13 protein-coding genes and 1 tRNA gene are annotated in these 20,705 nt (G+C 39.8%); 10 read left to right on the forward strand and 4 right to left on the reverse strand.

The window, feature by feature from the left end; translation table 11 throughout:
- Positions 1 to 51: 51 nt before the first annotated feature.
- Complete coding sequence (serS, locus tag Mia14_RS00695) at positions 52 to 1,353, forward strand: serine--tRNA ligase (protein ID WP_088819647.1); 1,302 nt, start codon at positions 52 to 54, stop codon at positions 1,351 to 1,353.
- Between the two features lie 82 nt (positions 1,354 to 1,435).
- Positions 1,436 to 2,635: a peptide chain release factor aRF-1 gene (gene prf1 / locus Mia14_RS00700; protein WP_088819648.1), complete on the forward strand. Its 1,200-nt coding sequence runs from the start codon at positions 1,436 to 1,438 to the stop codon at positions 2,633 to 2,635.
- A 54-nt stretch (positions 2,636 to 2,689) separates the two neighbouring features.
- Here prf1 and Mia14_RS00705 read toward each other — a convergent pair whose 3' ends face one another.
- Both Mia14_RS00705 and Mia14_RS00710 read right to left on the reverse strand, forming a co-directional pair.
- Positions 2,690 to 3,235 (reverse strand): hypothetical protein, encoded by a 546-nt coding sequence (locus Mia14_RS00705; protein ID WP_088819649.1) that lies wholly within the window; start codon positions 3,233 to 3,235, stop codon positions 2,690 to 2,692.
- A gap of 26 nt (positions 3,236 to 3,261) precedes the next feature.
- Positions 3,262 to 5,325, reverse strand: coding sequence for a hypothetical protein (locus tag Mia14_RS00710; RefSeq protein ID WP_088819650.1), 2,064 nt, complete (start codon positions 5,323 to 5,325; stop codon positions 3,262 to 3,264).
- 146 nt (positions 5,326 to 5,471) lie between these two features.
- Between Mia14_RS00710 and Mia14_RS00715 the strand changes: the two genes are divergently transcribed.
- Together Mia14_RS00715 and Mia14_RS00720 are read left to right on the forward strand one after the other, a co-directional pair.
- The gene (locus Mia14_RS00715) at positions 5,472 to 5,798 is read left to right on the forward strand and encodes a hypothetical protein (RefSeq protein ID WP_088819651.1); all 327 of its coding nucleotides are present in this window, start codon (positions 5,472 to 5,474) and stop codon (positions 5,796 to 5,798) included.
- A gap of 40 nt (positions 5,799 to 5,838) precedes the next feature.
- A complete protein-coding gene (locus Mia14_RS00720) occupies positions 5,839 to 6,420 on the forward strand; it encodes a DUF655 domain-containing protein (protein ID WP_088819652.1) in 582 nt (193 codons plus the stop codon).
- Positions 6,421 to 6,430: 10 nt separating this feature from the next.
- Here the strand turns inward: Mia14_RS00720 and Mia14_RS00725 are convergent, their stop codons facing one another.
- The gene (locus Mia14_RS00725) at positions 6,431 to 6,715 is read right to left on the reverse strand and encodes a 50S ribosomal protein L21e (protein ID WP_088819653.1); all 285 of its coding nucleotides are present in this window, start codon (positions 6,713 to 6,715) and stop codon (positions 6,431 to 6,433) included.
- A 205-nt stretch (positions 6,716 to 6,920) separates the two neighbouring features.
- Here Mia14_RS00725 and Mia14_RS00730 point away from each other — a divergent pair, with 205 nt between their 5' ends.
- The 6 genes from Mia14_RS00730 (at position 6,921) to Mia14_RS00755 (ending at position 18,994) form a co-directional block, all read left to right on the forward strand.
- Positions 6,921 to 7,271 carry a TBP family protein gene (locus Mia14_RS00730; RefSeq protein ID WP_088819654.1) on the forward strand — a complete coding sequence of 117 codons (351 nt, stop codon included), beginning with the start codon at positions 6,921 to 6,923 and terminating at the stop codon, positions 7,269 to 7,271.
- A gap of 113 nt (positions 7,272 to 7,384) precedes the next feature.
- A tRNA-Gly gene (locus tag Mia14_RS00735) sits at positions 7,385 to 7,457 on the forward strand.
- 78 nt (positions 7,458 to 7,535) lie between these two features.
- The gene (locus tag Mia14_RS00740) at positions 7,536 to 7,853 is read left to right on the forward strand and encodes a NifB/NifX family molybdenum-iron cluster-binding protein (protein WP_088819655.1); all 318 of its coding nucleotides are present in this window, start codon (positions 7,536 to 7,538) and stop codon (positions 7,851 to 7,853) included.
- A 131-nt stretch (positions 7,854 to 7,984) separates the two neighbouring features.
- The gene (locus tag Mia14_RS00745; RefSeq protein ID WP_124216864.1) at positions 7,985 to 16,402 is read left to right on the forward strand and encodes an InlB B-repeat-containing protein; all 8,418 of its coding nucleotides are present in this window, start codon (positions 7,985 to 7,987) and stop codon (positions 16,400 to 16,402) included.
- An 82-nt stretch (positions 16,403 to 16,484) separates the two neighbouring features.
- A complete protein-coding gene (gene tes / locus Mia14_RS00750; protein ID WP_088819657.1) occupies positions 16,485 to 18,362 on the forward strand; it encodes a tetraether lipid synthase Tes in 1,878 nt (625 codons plus the stop codon).
- Positions 18,363 to 18,373: 11 nt separating this feature from the next.
- Complete coding sequence (locus Mia14_RS00755; RefSeq protein WP_088819658.1) at positions 18,374 to 18,994, forward strand: hypothetical protein; 621 nt, start codon at positions 18,374 to 18,376, stop codon at positions 18,992 to 18,994.
- Between the two features lie 64 nt (positions 18,995 to 19,058).
- Here the strand turns inward: Mia14_RS00755 and pheT are convergent, their stop codons facing one another.
- Positions 19,059 to 20,696, reverse strand: a complete 1,638-nt coding sequence (gene pheT, locus Mia14_RS00760) for a phenylalanine--tRNA ligase subunit beta (RefSeq protein ID WP_269799410.1) — start codon at positions 20,694 to 20,696, stop codon at positions 19,059 to 19,061.
- Positions 20,697 to 20,705: the final 9 nt, after the last annotated feature.

Here is a 20,705-nt window from a genome sequence, read left to right on the forward strand (position 1 = left end):
AGTCTATACAAATAGAATAAATAAATTTGCTAAAAAATATGTATGATCTTTATGCTGACTACTAGATATGTAAGAGACCATCTCGATGAGATAAAAGAATCTCTGAAGAGGCGCAGGAGCGATTACCCCATCGAAGAGCTTGTGAAGCTCGATTCCGAGTGGAGGGAAAAGTCCACAAGCCTTCAGGAGCTCCAGGCGAAGAGGAACAAGGAAAGCCTCAAGATAGCGGAGCTGAAGAAGAAAGGGGAAGATGCATCCGAAATGATCAGCCAGATGTCCGGGCTGAAGGACGAGATAGCAAATTTGGAGAAAGAGCTTCCGGAGAAGGAAAGCAGGATAAAGTACCTTCTGTGGAATATGCCAAATGTCCTTGACAAGTCCGTCCCTTATGGAAAGGATGATAGCGAAAACGTGGAGATAAGGAAATGGGGAGAGATAAGAAGAAAAACCTCGAAAAGCCATGAGGATATACTTAACGGCTTAGGGCTTCTTGATATAGAGCGTGCGGCAAAGGTCTCGGGATCCAGATTCTATTACTTAAAAAATGAACTCGTCCTGCTTGAACAATCTCTTATAAGGTTTGCACTGGACGAGCTTGTGAAAAAAGGATTCACAATAATATCCCCTCCTTTCATGATTAAAAGGGATTACTACACGGGCGTGACGGCGCTCGGAGACTTTGAGGATGCACTGTACAAGATAGCCGACCCAAGGGAAGCAAGCGATGACAAGAGCCTTGAAAGGATTACCGAAGAAATGTTCTTGATATCCACGTCCGAACACCCAATAGCATCGATGCACGCTGGCGAGGTGTTCTCCTCCAAGGAGCTCCCCTTGAAATACGCAGGGATAAGCCCGTGCTTCAGAAGGGAGGCGGGATCGCATGGAAAGGACACAAAAGGTATATTCAGGGTGCACCAGTTCTACAAGGTTGAGCAGTTCATATTCTCCAGGGAAGAGGATTCCTGGAAACATTATGATGAGCTGCTTGGCAATTCCGAGAGCCTATACCAGAAGCTGGGCATACCATACCATGTTGTAGACATATGCACAGGGGATATAGGGACGGTAGCAGCGAAGAAGAATGACATAGAGGCATATATGCCAAGCCAGGGAAAGTACAGGGAAGTCGTATCGTGCTCCAACTGCACAGATTGGCAGAGCTTAAGGCTTGATATCAAGTATGATGAAGGCGGAGAGAGGAAATATGTGCATACACTGAATTCTACCGCGATTGCAACGACAAGGACGCTTGTTGCAATAATAGAAAACTACTCCAATGACGATGGAAGCATAACAATACCCGATGTATTAGTCCCATATTTTGGAAAGGATAGGATAGCAAAGCATTAGCACATATTTAAATATCTAGTTTTAGAGAATAATACTGCTATTCTTTATTTTTATTTTAATTCCATTACAAAAAGTGATTTTTATGAAAGATGCATATGATTTAAAAAAGGAGCTTAAAATACTAAAGTCAATAAGAGGATCGGGAACAGAATTGATATCTATTTACGTTCCTCCTGGCTTCCCTATATCTGATGAGGTAGCAAGGCTGCGATCGGAATACGGTCAAGCATCAAACATAAAATCGAAGACAACAAGGCTGAACGTGCAGAATGCGATTGAGAGGATAATACAGTACCTTAAAGTTTACAGAGAAGTGCCCCAAAATGGCCTTGCGGTGTTCTGTGGAAACGTGTCAAATGTGCAATCAAAGACTGATATCGAACTTTACTCTATGAATGTGCCGCAGCCTCTAAAGTCAAACATATACCGATGTGATTCGACATTCCTTCTTGAACCCATAGAGGCAATGGCAGAATCGACCGACAATTATGCACTTTTGGTAATGGATGGCAGGGAGGCCACATTGGCTATCCTAAAGGGAACCGAGATAGTAATAGACAAGAACATAAAGTCGTTTGCACATCAGAAAGTGCACAAGGGAGGGCAATCCGCGGCAAGGTATGATAGAGCCATAGGGGAAAGCATAGACGATTACTATAAATCAATCGCAGATGCGGTTAATGACCTGTTCCTCAAATGGAACTTCAAGCTAAAAGGATTGGTGGTCGGAGGGCCAGGGCCATCAAAGGAGAATTTTGTCAAGGCAAAGAATCTCAATTACCAAATAAAAGTGCTCGGGGTGTTCGACACAGGATACACGGATGAAACCGTCGGGCTCAACGAGCTATTGGAGAAAGCAAAGAGCCTGCTCTCTCAGCAACAAGCGATAATCGAGAGGACCACAATGGAAAAATTCCTCAATGAAGTATCCCATAATGGCCTTGCAGTCTATGGTTATCAAAAGGTAAAGGATGCCCTTTTCAGGTCAAATGTGTCCAAGCTTCTTATAAGTGAGGATGCAGAGCTGTATAATGTAAGCTACAAATGCAGCAACTGCGGGGTTGAATTCACCAAGCTTGAGAAAGGCAATCAGAGAGAAACACAGCACGAGTGTGGCGGCGCGTTGAGTGTGACCAACGAAAAGGATGCGATAGAAGAACTGATAGATATAGCGGACAAGAATGGGATAGAGACATTGTTTATATCTTCAGACAGCCAATATGGAAAAGAGCTGCTGCTTGGTTTCGATGGCGTTGGTGCATTGCTGAAATACCGTAATTGAAAAACCGTAATTGAAAAAATAGAAACCACAGTTAAACCCAATTGGTTAAAGGATTCAATTCAAATCCGATAACTCATAGGCTATCCCGCAGTTCTCAATAAAAGCAGGCGTCCCATAATAACTTATCCTCTTGCCTGAAACAATAGTCTTGTTTATCGGGCCCTCATTTATCATTATCGTTGGAGAGGAATTGCTATATGACAGGCATTTAGATATGCTGGCATTCGAATAATTTTCCACATTCACAAGACCTTTGGAATAAATGCATGACGTATTGTTCATTATGAATAGGTTGATATCGGAGGGTGACTTGTGTATTGTCTTATTCTCTATTATCACTTCTATAAGCGAATCAGCGCAGCCCAAAGTATTAACAAAAGAGCTTGAATTAGTTGCGTTTACATAGATATTCAAATTTGGGGAGGACTTATAATATGATTCAAAGGCTGCCAAATTGTTTGACTGCGCGCCTGTATGTAGGGATATTATTGCGATGCTGATTATTATAGCAGCAACAACAATTATCACAGATCCTAAAATAGCTTTGTTTGAAGATGTAAAATTGTTGCCTCCTTTGTCTAGTTTATCATCAATAGCCAAAATATATCACCATGTCAAATAAAATTTCAGTTTAATGCGCTTCCTGCATAACACTTGTTACCTTGAGCAGAAGCTCCATTAACATAAAGTATGTTACCGTATAATCCTTTATAAACTATGGAGTTACCCGTGGAATTTAGGACTATTACTGGGCTACCTGTCCCTGCAAGATAACTCAAGCAATGCGTATAGCTTACCCCATCAATTGAGCAGGCTCCTTTGTTCAATCCAACAAGAGTAAAAGTCTTATTTACAAAATCCGATTTTATCGAATTTGCACATTCTGATTCTAGTAATGCTGATTTATTTAATGCAATATATGCAGTATGTGTATTGTTCAGCATTGAACTAAACGAATAAAATGGAAGGAAGCTATTTGCACTCGCCGCGACCGCATAAGTTGCATAAGAGTAAATTAGAACTATTACGAATAGCACTATGAATATGGCTGCCCATGTGTTCCTTACTACCTTGTTAACTTTTATCTTCTTGCTCCTGCTTAGCTTGAAGTAAGTAAAGTAATATATTATGAACAGCACTATTATGCCAATTATAAATGACAGTAACATTGCGTAATACGGAGCAGAGCTCTCCTTTGAGGAAAGAGATGTGCTATATCCGCTTTCAAAAGGCACAATGAAAAATGAATCTAAGGATTTCACAAAGCTTGGACCGTTGAAGTAAGATCCATAAACCCTAGTTTGGTTGTAGACACTTTGCATACTGGCGTTTAATGCAATAAGTTGGCTTTCATTTAATCTATTGCTGAATTGCTGGTCAAGCATCTCCTGCTGCAATGCCAAATTCACAAGCTTTGGTGGAGGGTCTAAGTAATTAAGCTCTTTTGATACTACGAGGCCTGTAGTATTTATGGATTTGTTGTAAACAGGGTTATAGGTGCTTATGACTTTACTGTATACTAAAGTATTGTTGTTAAGGCTTGCATTTATTTCATTTCCTGCTGCAGTCAAATTCTGGTTTATTCCATGGCCCAATACATAGGAGTAAACAGTTTTTAATGTTGACAAGGAGCTGCTAAGGGAAGAGTTACTGAATTTTGAAAGCAACAATTCAGATTCATTTACACTTTTATTATAAGCCCCACTTGTAGAATTAATCAGGCTGTTAAATCTTCCTGTTTCCTCCTTAATTACGACAGGTTCAACATAGGAACTTGCAAGTTCCGTCATATTCGAGACATAAGAGTTCAAATTGGAACCTGATACTGGAAGCATGCTCAAGGACTGCAATGTGGAATTTATATTATTAAGGTAACTGAAGTTAAATTGAGGTGTCGAAGTGCAAAGGCCCATAGAAAGGCAGTAATAAGGTGCCGTAGCTGAAAGTGTACATAGATTAAGTTCTGAATTTGGAATGTCTGATGGAAGAGGGAAAAGTGCACTCTGGGGAAGTTTTGCGGATAGCTCAGATATTTGTGAAATGTTCGATCTTACCATATCTATATTGGTATTGAAATTTGTGTGGTTAAGGCTGTCTAATAATTGGACAACATTAGTATAACTATTATTCAAAGCAGTAGTCTGATCTGAAAATGTGAATATGGCAGTACTCAATATCCCTCCCATACCTCCGGTAGCTACGTAGTCTGCTGCGCATCTAGGGACGGTCTCACAGGAATACCCCCCATTTGCAACTGTAAATGTATATTCATTTAAACCAGTAGAGACCTTGCAGCTGTTTATTGCAGGTGCTGAATAAGATTCATATTCCGAAATATCATTTTTCATTGAATTTATGACTGAACTGTTTGGATAATAAAGGTCTATAAGAATAGGCGTAATTATTGCCTTGGCTGTTGTATTATTCAGTATAAAAGAGTAATGAGAGTCTGTGACATTCAGCAGAATATGTTCAGAAGGTGTGACATTCATGATTATATATCTGCCATTATCGAATTCGAAAGAAACAAATGTGGAACTCTTTATTGTGGAATTTGGTATATAAGTTGACAAATAACTGCTCAATGACGCATTAATTGAAACAGGTGTTACAGAAGCGGCATAAGAAGAGCTCATCCCGATTAAAGACAATGAGATAACAGCCAATAATAGTATCCTTAAATAAGACATAGTTACACACTAATTAATTATAGAGCAAAACTTAAAAATATAACACAGAAATTATTATTCTAATAAATATTAAATATAAAAAATAGAAACATATATATTATTAATTACCTAAATTTTATGTTAGATATTTAAGTCAAGTTGGTAAGATGATTGGAGAAGATTTTAAGGAAGAAGGTTCACTTTCGCTGAATGAGGTATACGATATATTATCAAAGCGAAAAGAAGAATCAGAGCTTTCATACGAACAAAAGATGACATTCGAATATGCAGAGAAATTTCAGATTCCCTCAGCAAAATTCAAAAAGATAAAAAGCGATTTGGAGGCTATGGAACTTAATAACAACCTTATAAACAAACTATTGGAGTTGAATCCAAAAAGCCCAGAAGTGATAAAATATGCGGCAGCGAGTAACCGTGTCACTTTAGACGAAGAACAAATTAATAAAATACTCTCCGAATTCAAGAGCGTGTAATAATGCGTGTAAATACGGATATAAAAAGTGGGGTTAAATTATGGAAATTCAAGAAAAACGTGAGGATTATGCAGTTGTCATTGACTACATGCCCACTGGGAAGTCTTTTTCTACAAGAGCTGATCCAACATTGCAGTTAGTTGGTACTGAAAGATTTACATTATTAGAAGCAAAGCCTAAGCCAAACACATCATTTTCTATAGGTGAAAAGGTTTACATAGGAAAGAACGAGAGAGATAAAATAGAAATTATAAAATCTAGAATCTCCTATGATGAATTAACGCAGACCGCAAAAGGAAATCTCGTTGAGGCATTAGATAAGCTCGTAAAAGAGAATGAACAAAGATATGTTGACTTCTTTAACAATGCAAAACCACTTAATATAAGGCAGCATTCTTTGGAACTGCTTCCAGGAATAGGCAAAAAGCACCTTCAAGCGATACTTAAAGAAAGGACCGTAAAGAAGTTTGAAAGTTTTGAAGATATAAGCAATAGAATAGAGCTTCTGCAGGATCCATCCAAACTGATAGTTGAAAGGATACTTGAGGAATTGAAAGGAAACGAAAGGTTCTACCTATTTACAAAGCCTTTTGTAAAAAGGACGGAACAATTCGGAAGATAAATTATCTTCTTCATATTTTTTCTAAATGCACTACAGGAACTACCAGCTTCCTTGTTGCATTCATTATCCTAACTCTTACAACATATGCAGAGCCTCTTTTCTCTATAACTTCACCTATCCTGCCTTTATAACGGGGGTGTGGTGAGTCTCTATAATTGCTTTTAGGAACTATAGCTACCTTGTCTCCTATTTCAAAGGTCTTTATCTTATCAGCAATCGACAGTGTAGATAATTTGTGATGCCTTACCAGATTTCTTGTTTTTCCATGAAACTGTCCTCCAGATCTTTTTGTCATATCATTACCTTTAAAAGTTTATTATTTAATCTAATCAAATAGCATAATATTGTTGTAGTAAGTATATTTATAATTTGTGTTTCCTGATACCACAAATTCATGGATTTCCCTTTTAAAACGCTTAGGGTATTGCACTCATTAGAAAAGCCTAATTTACCAAAATGTATTTATGCCTTTAAACCGTAATATTTAAATAGGTGGAGATATGCCGAAGAAAATTGAATCAACTGATTTAATATTACCTGATTTACCTCATAAAAAGAATGTGGAGCTAAAGCCTACTTACAAAGTGGTTAATATAGTAGCAAGTGCCGATTTAAATACCGACCTTGATTTATATGGATTGGCAAAGCTTTCATATGATATAGATTACGAGCCAGAGCAGTTCCCAGGTGCAATATTAAAGATACGCGATCCAAAGTCAGCACTTCTTCTATTCAAAAACGGAAAAGTTATCTGCACAGGAGCAAGGACGGAAGATGAAGTCCGCAGGTCCATAATGCAAGCAGTTGACCTTGTCAAGAAATACCTCAAGCAGTATGGAGGAAAAGAATGAAGCCTCCAATTAGCTGTACATAGGAACTTGATTTAGAATTTTTAACTTTCTGTATTTTAAAGCCCACTAACAATAATTAAATAGTTTTCCAATAAAATTTATCATAATATTGTGCGATTGTAGTCTAGCCTGGTAGGACATCGCCTTGCCAAGGCGGTAACTCGGGTTCAAATCCCGGCAGTCGCATTGCACTACTCCTACAATATTAAACGAATAAATACTATTTTTAATTTATCTTATTCAATATTTGATCAGGTGGGCTTGTTGCAAAATAAAATTGTGTTGGCTACTATAGACGAAGACGGAAATTTGACAGGAGTGGGGAGAGCTCAAAGAGTGGCAATCATTCATATTAAGGACGGCAAAGTTGAAAACAGCGAGGAGATAGATGTAAAGTGGGGTGAAGCACACGAGATGGAGCAGGAGGGAGTGCACCATGCAAGCATTGCCAAGTTTATTATAGCCTATAAAGTAAATGAAGTAATGGCAGGAGGTGCAGGTCCTGGCATGCAGATGATGTTAGAAAAGTTAGGACTGACCGTAAAAATAGAAAGCGGCAATTATAAAAGCTTTATAAGATAAGGCAAAAGCAACCTTATGATTTCATGCAAATATTCAAATACCGTTTGATAAGAATAAACGTAAAAAGAATTAAATATAATAAACATTAAAGAGAATAATCAGTAATAACATAAATAGAAAATATTGATATAATGTACATTACTAAATCTTATATAATCAATATGGCAGCACTAAGCCAGTCCAGACTATTGAAAACCATCATTGCAGTGGTGTTGTTTTCTTCAATTATTTATATAACATATTCAATTCAAATTGGTCATACTGCATCTGTGGCAATAACCTCAAATAACTTTAATCTATCTAATCTGTCCAGCAGCTACAATATCAAAGATAATCTGGTCCTTCAGAATGAAAGTATAAATACCGTTGTCAATCCAAGAAATGGTACAAATACATCCAAATTAATAGCAGATCCAACTTTCTCTCCTCCTGGTTGCTTCAAATCCTATGGTGGTATCAGCTACTGGTACTGTTATGTGGAGATGAATGTATCAAGCAATTATGACGGGACAGCAACTTCATCTCCAGGAGGATCAACTAGCACCAGCGATACATATGAATTGTATGCAGGCAACTTCTATTATGTTAGTCCAAGCTATTCTGTAGATATATCAGAATCTCCTTCAACCGGCTATGAATTTGTAGACTGGACTTGCAGTGGCAGTGGGTGCTACAGCGGGACTGCAACATCAAAGAGCTTAAGCGGATTAGGAAGTTCCATAGAAGAAACAGCCCACTTCAAATTGATACCAGAAACATTGACTATGAATGTCAACCCGTCAAATGATGGAAGTACATCACCAGGTGTAGGATCACATACATATGGTTACGGAACTACTGTTTCATTATCCGAAACACCTGCCACAGGCTATGAATTTGTAGACTGGACTTGCAATGGCAATGGTTGTTACTCAGGAACATCAACCAATCCAACAGTAACTCTTAAAAATAGCATAACAGAGACTGCCAACTTCAAGCTTATACCAGAAACATTGACTATGAATATGAACCCATCTTCAGGAGGTAGTATATCACCTTCAGTTGGAAACTACATTTATAACTACGGAACTGTTATCACAATAACAGAATCTCCTTCAACCGGATATGAATTTACGGGCTGGACAGGTAGTGGAAGCGGCAGTTATACAGGAAACAAGTCTGTATCAAGCGTAACAATGGACAGTGCAATAACAGAGACTGCCAACTTCAAGCTTATTCCAGAAACGTTGACTATGAATGTCAATCCATCTTCAGGAGGTACAACTTCGCCTTCTGTTGGAACTTACACATATAACTATGGAACTTCCATTACAATATCTGAGACTCCAAATCCCGGCTACACATTTTATGATTGGACTTGCGGTGGGTACGACTGCTACAGCGGCACATCACAATCTGCCACAATAAAATCCAATAATTCAATATCTGAAACAGCAAATTATGAAGTCAATCTAACAATGGAGGTTTCTCCAACTGGAACTGGGAGCACCACCCCATCAATAGGTATCCATCCATATGCTTATGGAACATCAGTACTGATATCCGAAACACCTGCAAAATATTATGAATTTGTAAAATGGATAGGATCGACAAATAGCAGTTATTCAGGGAATGCAACCTCCACTTATATTACTTTAAACTATCCAACGACAGAGGAGGCGGTGTTCAAGGTAATACCTTTGGTGCTCTATACACCTTCAGTAAGTGCAAGTTCTATAGAAGATGGCCAATCTGAGACGATAACAGAAAAATTATCTGGTGGGCTTCCAAACTATACCTATATAGCAAATATCTACTGGTACAATACGTCGGATAATGCTTATGTTAAGGTAAATTCTACTAAAATTATAACTTCTAACAGTAGCTCTTCTGTAACATTCTATTCAGAGTACTATCCTTTAGGCAAATATAAGGTCAATTATACAGTAACCGATTCGGAATCTCCCCCAGTTACTGAAATTTCCGGCTCAAATTATTTTGAAGTAACCTTGCCAATGAGTGTAGAAATTAAACCAGAATATGCTTCCTATGACGCAGGTGAAAGTATTACGCTTAATGCAATAGTAAGCGGTGGTACATCACCATATTCATACAAATGGTACAACAATACTTCAGGATCCCCCTCAGTGATGAGCAGCTATACTTCAAACTCAATCACTTTAAGCACTTCAAATGTAAAATCCAATTCCACATTTGAATATTTCGTAAATGTTACCGATTCTGCAAGCAGCCCCCAGACAATAGAATCCAAAATTTCACACATAAATGTGTTCTACCCTGGATTATCCAAGCCTAATTTCACAGTTTTACCGAGCAATAATATACTTGGAGTTGAAACTTATCCTGAATATACAAATATATCGTTTAATGCCAGCGGGGTAAGTGGCGGTGATCCTCCTTATACATACAGCTTTAGCATATACAGAAACAGTACATCAGGAAAAGTGCTATATGTTAGCAAATCAGTTGTATCAAGTTCCAGCTTCTACAACATCAGCTATAATTTTACAAGCACAGGCAACTATACTGCGAACGTATCGGTAAGTGATTCTGCGACAGTACCCGAAGTGCAATCCTCGAAGACTATAAAAATTAACATATACTCCGCTTATGGTGGAATAGTAGGTCCTGCGCCACTTACTTGCCCTAAAAATGTAAAATTAACCCCCGGAACAACAACCATATCCGGAAGCCAAACTTTATACAGTTCCCAATGCTACTACAACCTAACTGTTGATTCGGGCGCAACCTTGACTTTGTTAAGCGGGGTAAATATTACAGTGCTAAATACGTTTACCAATAATGGGGTAATAACAAGCTCCGGCGAAGGTGAAAGCGGGTATAGCACCAGCAATGGTTACGGCAACAATGGAAATGCGGATTACCAGAGTTATGCAGGCGGAGAGGGAGGAACTGCTGTAGACTATAACTCTTATGACGCAATAGATATAGGTGCTACTGCAATAGGTGGTGCCGGAGGTAATGGTCCGTCTATAAAGCATGCAAACTATGTCCATAGTGGAAATGGGAATTTGAGCAATGGCGGCAACTACAGCGGTGCAGGAGGAGCAGGAACCGGATGGGGCACCTTGACAGGAGGTAAACCACCGGGATTTGGAGGCTCTGGCGCTGCTGGAGGGTTTATAGAAATAAAAGCCCTTAATTTCTTGAATAATGGAAAGATAGAATCAAATGGGGCAGAAGGCACACCATATAACGTTACGGGTGCAGAAGAATGCGTTCCATTTACAAGTATTTGCGCAAAGCAAATTTCGGAAGGCGAAGGAGGGGGAGGTTCTGGTGGTGAAATACTGCTGGTTGCTGAATCAAACAGTATTTCAGATGTCAATATAGGGAATGTGGAAGCGGAAGGCGGCAATACCGATTCACTTACCTGTGGCACTAGCGGAGTTTACTATGCAGCATCTGGAAGCGGCGGCGGTGGAGGCGTGGTGATCGTAGAAGCAAGGAGCAGCGTTAAAAATGGAGAGGGTAGTAGCCTTACAAGTGGAATCAATGTAAATGGGGGTACAGCAGGGTCAGTGACAGATCAGGACTCAACATACTGCTATAAATATGGAAATGGCAATGACGGAACGAAAGGAAACGTTTATACCTCGACACTGGCATTGATGGCCTATGTACCAAAAATATGCAGAGGTCCTGCACCCAATGGAACAGGCCTGCCAACATTGAATGACGGATATTGCTATTTCAATGAATCTGTTGTAACAACAACCCAATACAGCGATGGATTGTCGGGCAGCCTCTCAGTAACCGATTCAGAGCCCCCTTCAGAGTCGCCGTCATCTGCAAACGCAATTAAGAATTCTTTCAGCGATGCCGGATGGCTTATAACATGTCCAAATGCTCCCCAGCCCGGAGATGTGATAGAATATTTTATGTCTAACAAAAACTCTTATATAGGAGGGGATGAGTGCCTAACAAACAATACCCCATCCGTGGATGGAGTCGGTCTTTCAACCTTTGTCGAATGGACAAATTCAACTCCTGCATTTGCAAATGTATCAATATACATAAGCAACGACACTCCAACAATAAGGAATTTGGGATATATAGGAGAGGTTAATTATACAGACATACCTGCAAGCTCACCATTCTCAAATCTAAACTCAAACGAATACATAATTTCCAATGGATATAACAGCCAGTCGTATATGTTTGATTCAGTGCCTGATTCCCCAGAGGCCGGGATATGGAGCTGGGACATAAAACTGCCTGATGTGTCATCGGTTTCCATATCAAAGCCAATATCCCATACACTAACTAACTTATACTATTACAACGAAACAGGAGATAAAGGAATAGAAGACTGCAATATAACATATGATTACTCAGAGAATGCAACATTGAACAATATAAGGAATGCATACATACCAATACCAGGAAATGTCACTCCAAAACCTACCGTTGAATCTTACTTCAACAATTCAGGATTTTACTGGAAAGTTCCAAGTGTCTCAAAATCAAGTGCATTCAGCAGCGGGCTTGCATATGTAAGCTGCGCCTATTATCTTTACCAAGGTTCATCATCATCAACATTATGCCCGTCTGGGAGCTATAGTTTGGTCACAAACAAAGCTGACTTCTACTTAAACACATCAGGATACCGCACAACAAGCGATGGGATAAGTTTGAGCCATAACCTCTTTTTATACACCAGTAGTTCCGGGAGCTATTACCTTATGTCAGTAGAAAGCAGCACAAAAGGAGGATTAGATGGTGTTTTAGGATACACCTATTATACTTTTGAAACTCCTGCAACACAGCCGTTTACAGATGTAAACGCCACTGTTCTGCCTTACTTGCTTTACAATATAAGCATGCCTGCCACGACAAGTGATGTAAGTGGAAGATCAGAACTAATGAACCTATCTTTTGACCTTTATAGCCCTTATAACTATATGACCCCCAGCGGCCATCTTGACCCGTTCAATTTAACTACCGGTTCTGGGTTCTTTGCAACATACAATGAAACAACTTCAAGCACAAGCCACCAACTGGTTCTGGCCCAGTATCCATCCAATTCAATACACTCAAGCAGTAGTTCTACATTCGACAATCCAGATACGCAATTTACCTTATCCCTAACTCAAGCGCAGAGGACATCTAATGCGAACCTTTCAAGCTTCCTTAGCGGTGTAATATCAGCAATAGGTGGCAGTACAGTTGGAAGCTTCTTGGGTACAGGTTTCCCTAACCCCGCATTTATAGGCGAGTCGCCAGATGACTACATCTATGCAATCAATTATACACATACAAGCGGATGGCTGGATTTCAATTCAAAGACAACCACAGATTTGGCAGAATTGCGTTACATACCTAAAGGCTATTACAACATGCTAAACATACAGCCAAGCGAGATAGCGAATGAAAGAGAAAGCAATTTGAGCAGTTGGGATAATGCATGGGCTGTTTTCTGGAATGATTCCTTATTGGAACAGGCCCACAACCTTTTCATAACTGATGTAATACCAATATCAAATTACACAACTTCATGGTTTGGTGCACTGAATGGCAATACCAATAAAGAGGTGTTCCAGTATTTTGTGCCTACATCAATGGTAACTGATTACGCAGGAGACATATTCGTAGTTGGAAAATTCACTGCTCCCAAAAGTATCTGGGGCGACATCGTAAATGTATTCGATTCGGGTGCATCCGGGCAGTTTGAACTGGCCGCTGTCTACTCAAATGGCACTGCAAAATCAGAAGTGGACCCTATAACCAGTGGCCAATCATTTGAGCCAACATCAGAGATGGCAGTAGCACCTGGAGGGCAGTACATATATCTTGCAAATTCATCCTACGGTTACATACCATTTTATTCAGGATCCTCTTTGAAGCCTGCAGGATACCAGATAGATACAAGTTATAATACATCGACAACAATGTTTAATATAACAAGCTACCTAGCACATGGAGGGCCTTTTGACAACTCTACAATAGCATCTTTCTACAAAGGAATGCCGGCAGCATATGACAATGATTCAAACCACCACATTTATGGATTAGGAGAGGCAGGCGGACTTCTTTATGTACTCGATCTGTGGAATTTCACAATAAACGGGAATAGCTCAAGCATACTAATGCTTCAGGCTTACAATGACAATGGAACACAAGTACCAATAAATCCATCGGCATACAACAACATGGTTGTGGACCCCGGCCAAATAGCACCAACTCCTATAACAGGCATAAACAATGAAACAGAATACCCACCCTATGGATGGCCATTGGCAGCCAATATATCAGTCGGAAATAGCGGTTACATAACTTACTGCGTAGCCGACTGCAATTATACTCCAAGCAATATGAAGCTTAGCCAGACCAATGGCTATCCACCCATAGGGCCAAAGATATCCGCATATGGATTGCCATCTGGGATGTTCCCGCACGATTTTGGATTTTCAACGGACTTTAATGGCACAATAAACCTGCTTATACATGACAGCGTCTTAGAGCTCTGCACGGATTATAGCGATGCAGGAGACGGGCAGGCAATTCCTTATAGTTACCAATGCCCAGAACCTGTGTATAATGAGTTTTTGACTTTCAAGATGAACATCAATAACTACACAGAGGTTTCGTTAGGCGAAAATTCTCCATGGAACTGCTTCATAAATCAGTCAGAGCCCAATTTGCCAACCCAGTGCGTCATAGACAGCAATTTGAATAAAATGTATGCTCCAATTGAGGAAGTTCCAAGCTCATTCAAATATATACAAAACGAAGGATCACCAGGCAAATTCCTAAGCATCTCAACTTCCTTCTCATCAATATATCCAAATTCCACAAAATCAAGCCAGGGTAATTCTACAGATGTGACAAATCCAGGGAATGGGCTGAACAACAGCGCAAATGCAAGCAAGATATCCGCGCCAACATATGTCCTGTCAGAGAAAAGCATAAACCTCACTAGCCATATAGGAGGTTACATAATGATACCCTACTACGTAAATTATACACTGACACAGAATTACACAATGGTGAAGTATTCTGGCACAGCATGTTCAACCACCGGCGCCCTGCCAAGCAATAGCTCTAAAACATATACTTACTTCAGTGCTGCAGATGTACCTGCACATAGCGAATATGTAAATTCAACTATAGAAGGGGGGCCAACTTATGGGGAATATGCATACAACAACGAGTACTACACAAGTTCAGTATATGACAACAGCTCTATAATACCTCCTAATGTCCTATTAGAAATGTTCACCAATAGGCTATTTGGGTCGGCCGCAGTAAACTATACAACAAGAGGAAGCAATTACATAGTGCAGGATCCATTGAATGAATCTCTTGCATTCAATTATACGAACGAGACAATAAACCAGTCCGTAGGAAACAATAACTATCCCGGGTACCAGATCATAGGTGTTATACCTAAGAAAATTTCTTATACCGACCAAACAAACGTGCCTATGGTATTTGAGAACGAAACATCAAATATAGGAATAAGCCTGTTTGACGTATATAAAATCGACAGGTACACAGACACAATATCACTGCCCCTCTCTGGAATGACCAAATTAAGAGGTTATAACAGGCTAATTTACACGTTTAAGGATGTATTCAATAATACCATCTATATGCCTGTTGACGTTGACATATCAAACACAACATCAATATCATTGAATGTGGAGCCGAACCTTAACCCTATAAACTCTAATGAAACCAACATAACTGTATCAGGGGTAGCAACTTACTCAAACGGAAGTGTGGACTCATTAGAATACCTACCAAAAGGCTCATTGATATACATTTATTATAACAGAAACATTAACTTCTACAATGCAACTGATGTAAATAATCAGGATCCAAGTTCAGTATCAAATCCCGCCGCTTACCTGGCTTACGGAAACGAATGCACGGTTAACCCCACAATGTCCGGTTGCAGGCTTGCACAGCCATTGGACAAGCTTCAGCAAGGCAATGGAGTCGCCGAAGCAAATCTTACTGCATTCAATACACAATACAATAGCACTTCAAGCAATACCTGCTCACCAGAGCCTAAGAGCCTGCTTGAGAAGACCAATTACACATGCAATATCTATGGAGCATATGGATTGCCAAAGAGTGGCACGGATGTAAGAGGAAATGTAGAGTACTGCAACCCTATATTTACAAATGGCACCGGAATGCTTACAAGCGAAGAGGGATTGGTAAATATAGTAAAGGTTGGCTCAAATGGTCAGTTCAACGACAGCTTCAATACATGCGGAACAGGAGACGCAAAGATAATAGCTGAGTACTATGGAGCTTCAGGACCTGAGCCAATAAGCATAAATCAGCCATCAATGTCACATTCGGTAGAGTTCGACGGAAATATTCCAAGCGAGTACGTCAAATCTTACTACGAATACAATTACACTTACTCTCCATACTCCTCAAGCCAGACGATAAACATAGGCAATTTCTCATTGGCATTCAATGGAGTAAACGCGGTATACAGCATGGCACTGCTATCTGCTTTTATTGTTGCCGCAATGATTTACAAAAGGCGGCGCATTGCACAAAATTAATCTAAAGAAACTGTGCATAATTTGTAAATTTGTAAAGATTTGTTAAGTCACCCTTTAAAAATGTTGCAATTCACTAAATTTAATGGTAGATAAGATGTCTGACAACATAAAGATAATGAGTGCAAAGCTTGATGAAGCTTCGCTTCAAGTACAAAAGACGGAACCAGAGGGGTTTTCGCAGAACATAGTTTCCAATATAAATAACGTAAGGCCAACAGTAAATGCAGGCGAGGAAGCACAGGAGATGGTTGATCCAGTCTTGGCACCTTACCACAGGAGTATGGAAGAAATAGAGAAAATGCCAGTTATAGAAAAGACAAAGACGGTTTGCCCAGAGTGCAAGCTTATAATAGATGGAATAATATACAAAGATGGAGACAACGTAATGATCAGGAAGTACTGCCCAGAGCATGGATGGACCATGGAAAAATACTGGGAGGACTATGACATGTACATGAAGATGCGCCGTTACAACTATTTTGGGAGAGGATTTGACAACCCAAATACAATAACCGATACAAAAGGGGTTAACTGCCCATTTGACTGCGGAATGTGCGAGAGGCACAAATCACACACAGGTTTGGCAAACGTTGTTGTTACAAACAGGTGCCACTTAAGCTGCTGGTACTGCTTCTTCTACGCAAAGGAAGGAGAATCTATATACGAGCCAAGCCTTGCAGAGATAAATAAGATATTCTTGAACTTAAGAAGCCAGAAGCCTATACCTGCAAACGCAATACAGATTACAGGTGGAGAGCCAACCATGCATCCTCATATTATAGAAATAATAGAGCTTGCGAAAAAGGCAGGATTCGATCAGATACAGCTGAACACAACTGGAATAAACATAGGCGCAAATCCGGAGCTGGCAGTAAAGATAAGGCATGCAGGAGTGAGCACACTTTACATGAGCTATGATGGTGTGACAAAGAGGGCGAACCCAAAGAACCATTGGGAGACACCTATGGCATTGGATGCCTGCAGAAAAGCAGGAATAGGCGTAGTTCTTGTACCTACTGTGATAAGGACAATAAACGAGAAGGAGCTTGGGCTTATGATAAACTTCGCATTGAACAACTCCGATGTAGTAAGAGCAGTAAACTTCCAGCCTGTGTCATTGGTGGGAAGAATGCCTTCAAGGCTAAGAGAGAAGCAGCGTATAACAATACCTGGCGCAATAAAGCTTATAGAAGAGCAGACCAATGGAGTAGTGGCAAAAGAGGACTGGTTCTCAGTACCTTATATAGGTGGAATAAACAAGTTCATAGAATCGCTTACGGGAGAATATAAGTACGATATGTCAATACATTTTGCATGTGGTGCCGGAACATACATATTCCTTGACAGCGACAATAAAATAATACCAATAACACGCTTCGTGGATGCAGCTGGCCTTGTAGAGCATCTGGAAAAAGGAATAGCAGAGATGGAAGGAAAGAGCAAGACCCAGAGAAGGATAATAGCCATGAAGACTGTTCTTGGGATGAACAAGTTCATAGACAAGTCCAAGCAGCCAAAGTCAATAAACTTTGCAAAGCTTTTGATGTCTGTGATACTGAAGCACGATTTCAGCACTCTTGGAAAACTGCAGATGAAATCAATATTCTTGGGGATGATGCATTTCCAGGACGAATACACCTATGATATACACAGGGTAGAGAAGTGCGATATACACTATGCAATGCCTGATGGTGAAGTGCTGCCATTCTGTACATTTAATGTATTCCCTGAGGTATACAGAGATAAAATACAGAAGCAGTACAGCGTTCCATCAAAAGAATGGGAAGTATCACATCCTGGCTGGAACTATGCAAAGGACAAATACATGAGGAATATCAAGGAATTAGAGGCAAGCCCGGCTTATAGGAAGGCATATGGAGAAATGACAGACTACTTTGCACTTCCAGTAAACGGTGGCAAGCATGTTCAGGGTTTTGCAAACGAAGCCCTGAAAGAGTGAGGTGACTTGAAATGGACAGGCATTCCAAAATTGTTTTGACAAACGAGTATCAGGAGGACCTTAAGAAAAATAAGGATGTTACACAAGGAGACCTTGACAAGCAGTATATTATCGAGGAAGGGAACAAGTTCCGTGTGCCCTACAGGATGGTTAGGATGGTAACATTCAAAAATGTCGTAAAAGAAGGCGAATTCAGGGACCAGCCACATGCGGCAAGGCTTCAATACAGGCTGATGGAGAAGGATTCAATATTGAAGGCCCGTGTAAATTTCATAAAGAACACTATAACAATAATGTACAACCCAAAAAATGCCGACAACCTGAAGGATAAGATAAGCCTAGAAGAAATAGTCGATTTCCTGAAAACCCAAAATGTCAATGTAAATGCAGAAAATGCGGAAGATGTAGATTTTGATTATGTAAAGGACTTCTATTCTTATGCGTTCAACCCTCCATCAATAAGAGAGCACCCTCCATATGGATATACAGTGGATGAATGGAAGGAGCTCAAGGCAACATACCAGAAAAAGCTGGAAGAGGGGAAGGAGAAGAGCTGGAACAAGTTCCTTGAATTCCAGAAGAACTACGAAGCTTTGCATCCAGAAATAAACTGGGAAGAAGAGGAGAAGTAACATTTCTCTTCTTTGTCCGTCTAATTTTATCTACTGTTTCTTAAATTAGAAATTAAGTTAGAAATTAATAATCTAATTTTTTTATTCTCAATTCCAATGCAGATACCGGCTCCAGCAATGAAAAATTAAGCAATACCTCAGGATTTATCTCTCCCATAATGCCTTTTTTTATGCCGTCTATATATATATCGGCAGTCCTGCCCTCTATAAATGCAGGGTCTTTCGATTCTTTTAGCTCAAGGTTTAAACCAAGGTAATTGCAAAATGCCTCCAAATCCGCTTTTACATCATTGAAATTTACCTTCGCCCCCTCTGCTACAATGGCAATATTCAAATACTCACTCACTTTGCCTTTCTCTACCCTATACACATTACCTATCTCAAAAAGCTTTTGGGGCATAGGCTGGTCAGCGGATGTCTTAAGGTTCATCATTAGATTAGGCAGCAGTTTAGTACGCACAATGCCAAATGTCGAAGTCTTGGAGCTAAGCAACGAAACGGATCCAGGATCATCCTGAAGCATGTATTCAAATTCAACCTGCCTGTTGGTGAGGTAAAAGTTCAATGCCTCAGAATAACCAAGTCCTACCAAAAGCCCGGAAATATCATTCTTAAATTCTGTAAGCGTGTCTAGGCTTCCATAACCATATACCCCAGAGATTTCCTTAGGAGTAATGTTATTATATCCATAAGCTATAGCCATATCCTCTACAATATCTATCTTACCGAATACATCCGTCCTATAAGGGGGTATAACGATTGTTGCCGAACTTGAATTGCTGCTTTTTACTAGATAACCCGATCTTGAAATCAAATCCAGGCATCTTTCGCTTTTTTCATCTAATCCTATCCTTGAATTGAAGTCCTTAAAATGCAATGCGACCTTCCTTCCCTTTAGGTCTATTGAGACAAAAGAACTCTTGTTCTGGGTCATATGCACTTTCACAGGATGTATTGAAGCTCCTATATCAATCAACGACGAAGCTATAATCCTTGCAGTATTCTGCACTGCAGTTTCATCGCTGCCATTAATATCTATAAGGATGTTTCGTGTCGAAGTTCCTACAGAGGTTTCATCGGAGTTTATTACCGGCACAAGCGACAGCGTCTTTGATTTGTCCTTCAATATTGGATATCTCCCTTCAATGCTTTCAAAAATGGAGGAATATCCTTCTTTGTCGCCCTCTTTTACGAATTCCGAGAACCTGGCCGCTTTCCCATACCTCAATGGGGTAAACTCCTTATCATCAGATAAATTATAAAACAGAGGGAATACAATTTTGTCCAGGTTGTGAATGCCTAATGCTACCTTTTTGCGTTTTCTCCCATAAGTATCGGTAAGTTTCTCCGTAAAATTTATCAAGTACTCAAGGCCATTTCCAGACAGGTCCACATTTTTAGCAGCAAATGCAATGCCATAGGGGCGAAGGGATCTGAATTCCGGGCTAATGTAAAGGTCACCCTCAAAATCACCTATAGCCGAATCATAAGACCTTGGTTTTACAGTTCCTAAATGTAATCTTACCTCCCTCATAAAGTTATTGAAATAAAGCAGTTCTGGCCTATTTGGGGTAATATCAACAACTGTGCTGGTATCGTTTGAATCCTCCAAGCTCATTCCAAGCTCGGATATCTGTGATTTGAAAACATCCAGGTCCATGAACTTTTCTACATCCTTATTGTAAAACGTGACTGTAGCTATTGAATCACC

The organism is Candidatus Mancarchaeum acidiphilum (assembly GCF_002214165.1).
GTDB classification, from domain to species: domain Archaea; phylum Micrarchaeota; class Micrarchaeia; order Micrarchaeales; family Micrarchaeaceae; genus Mancarchaeum; species Mancarchaeum acidiphilum.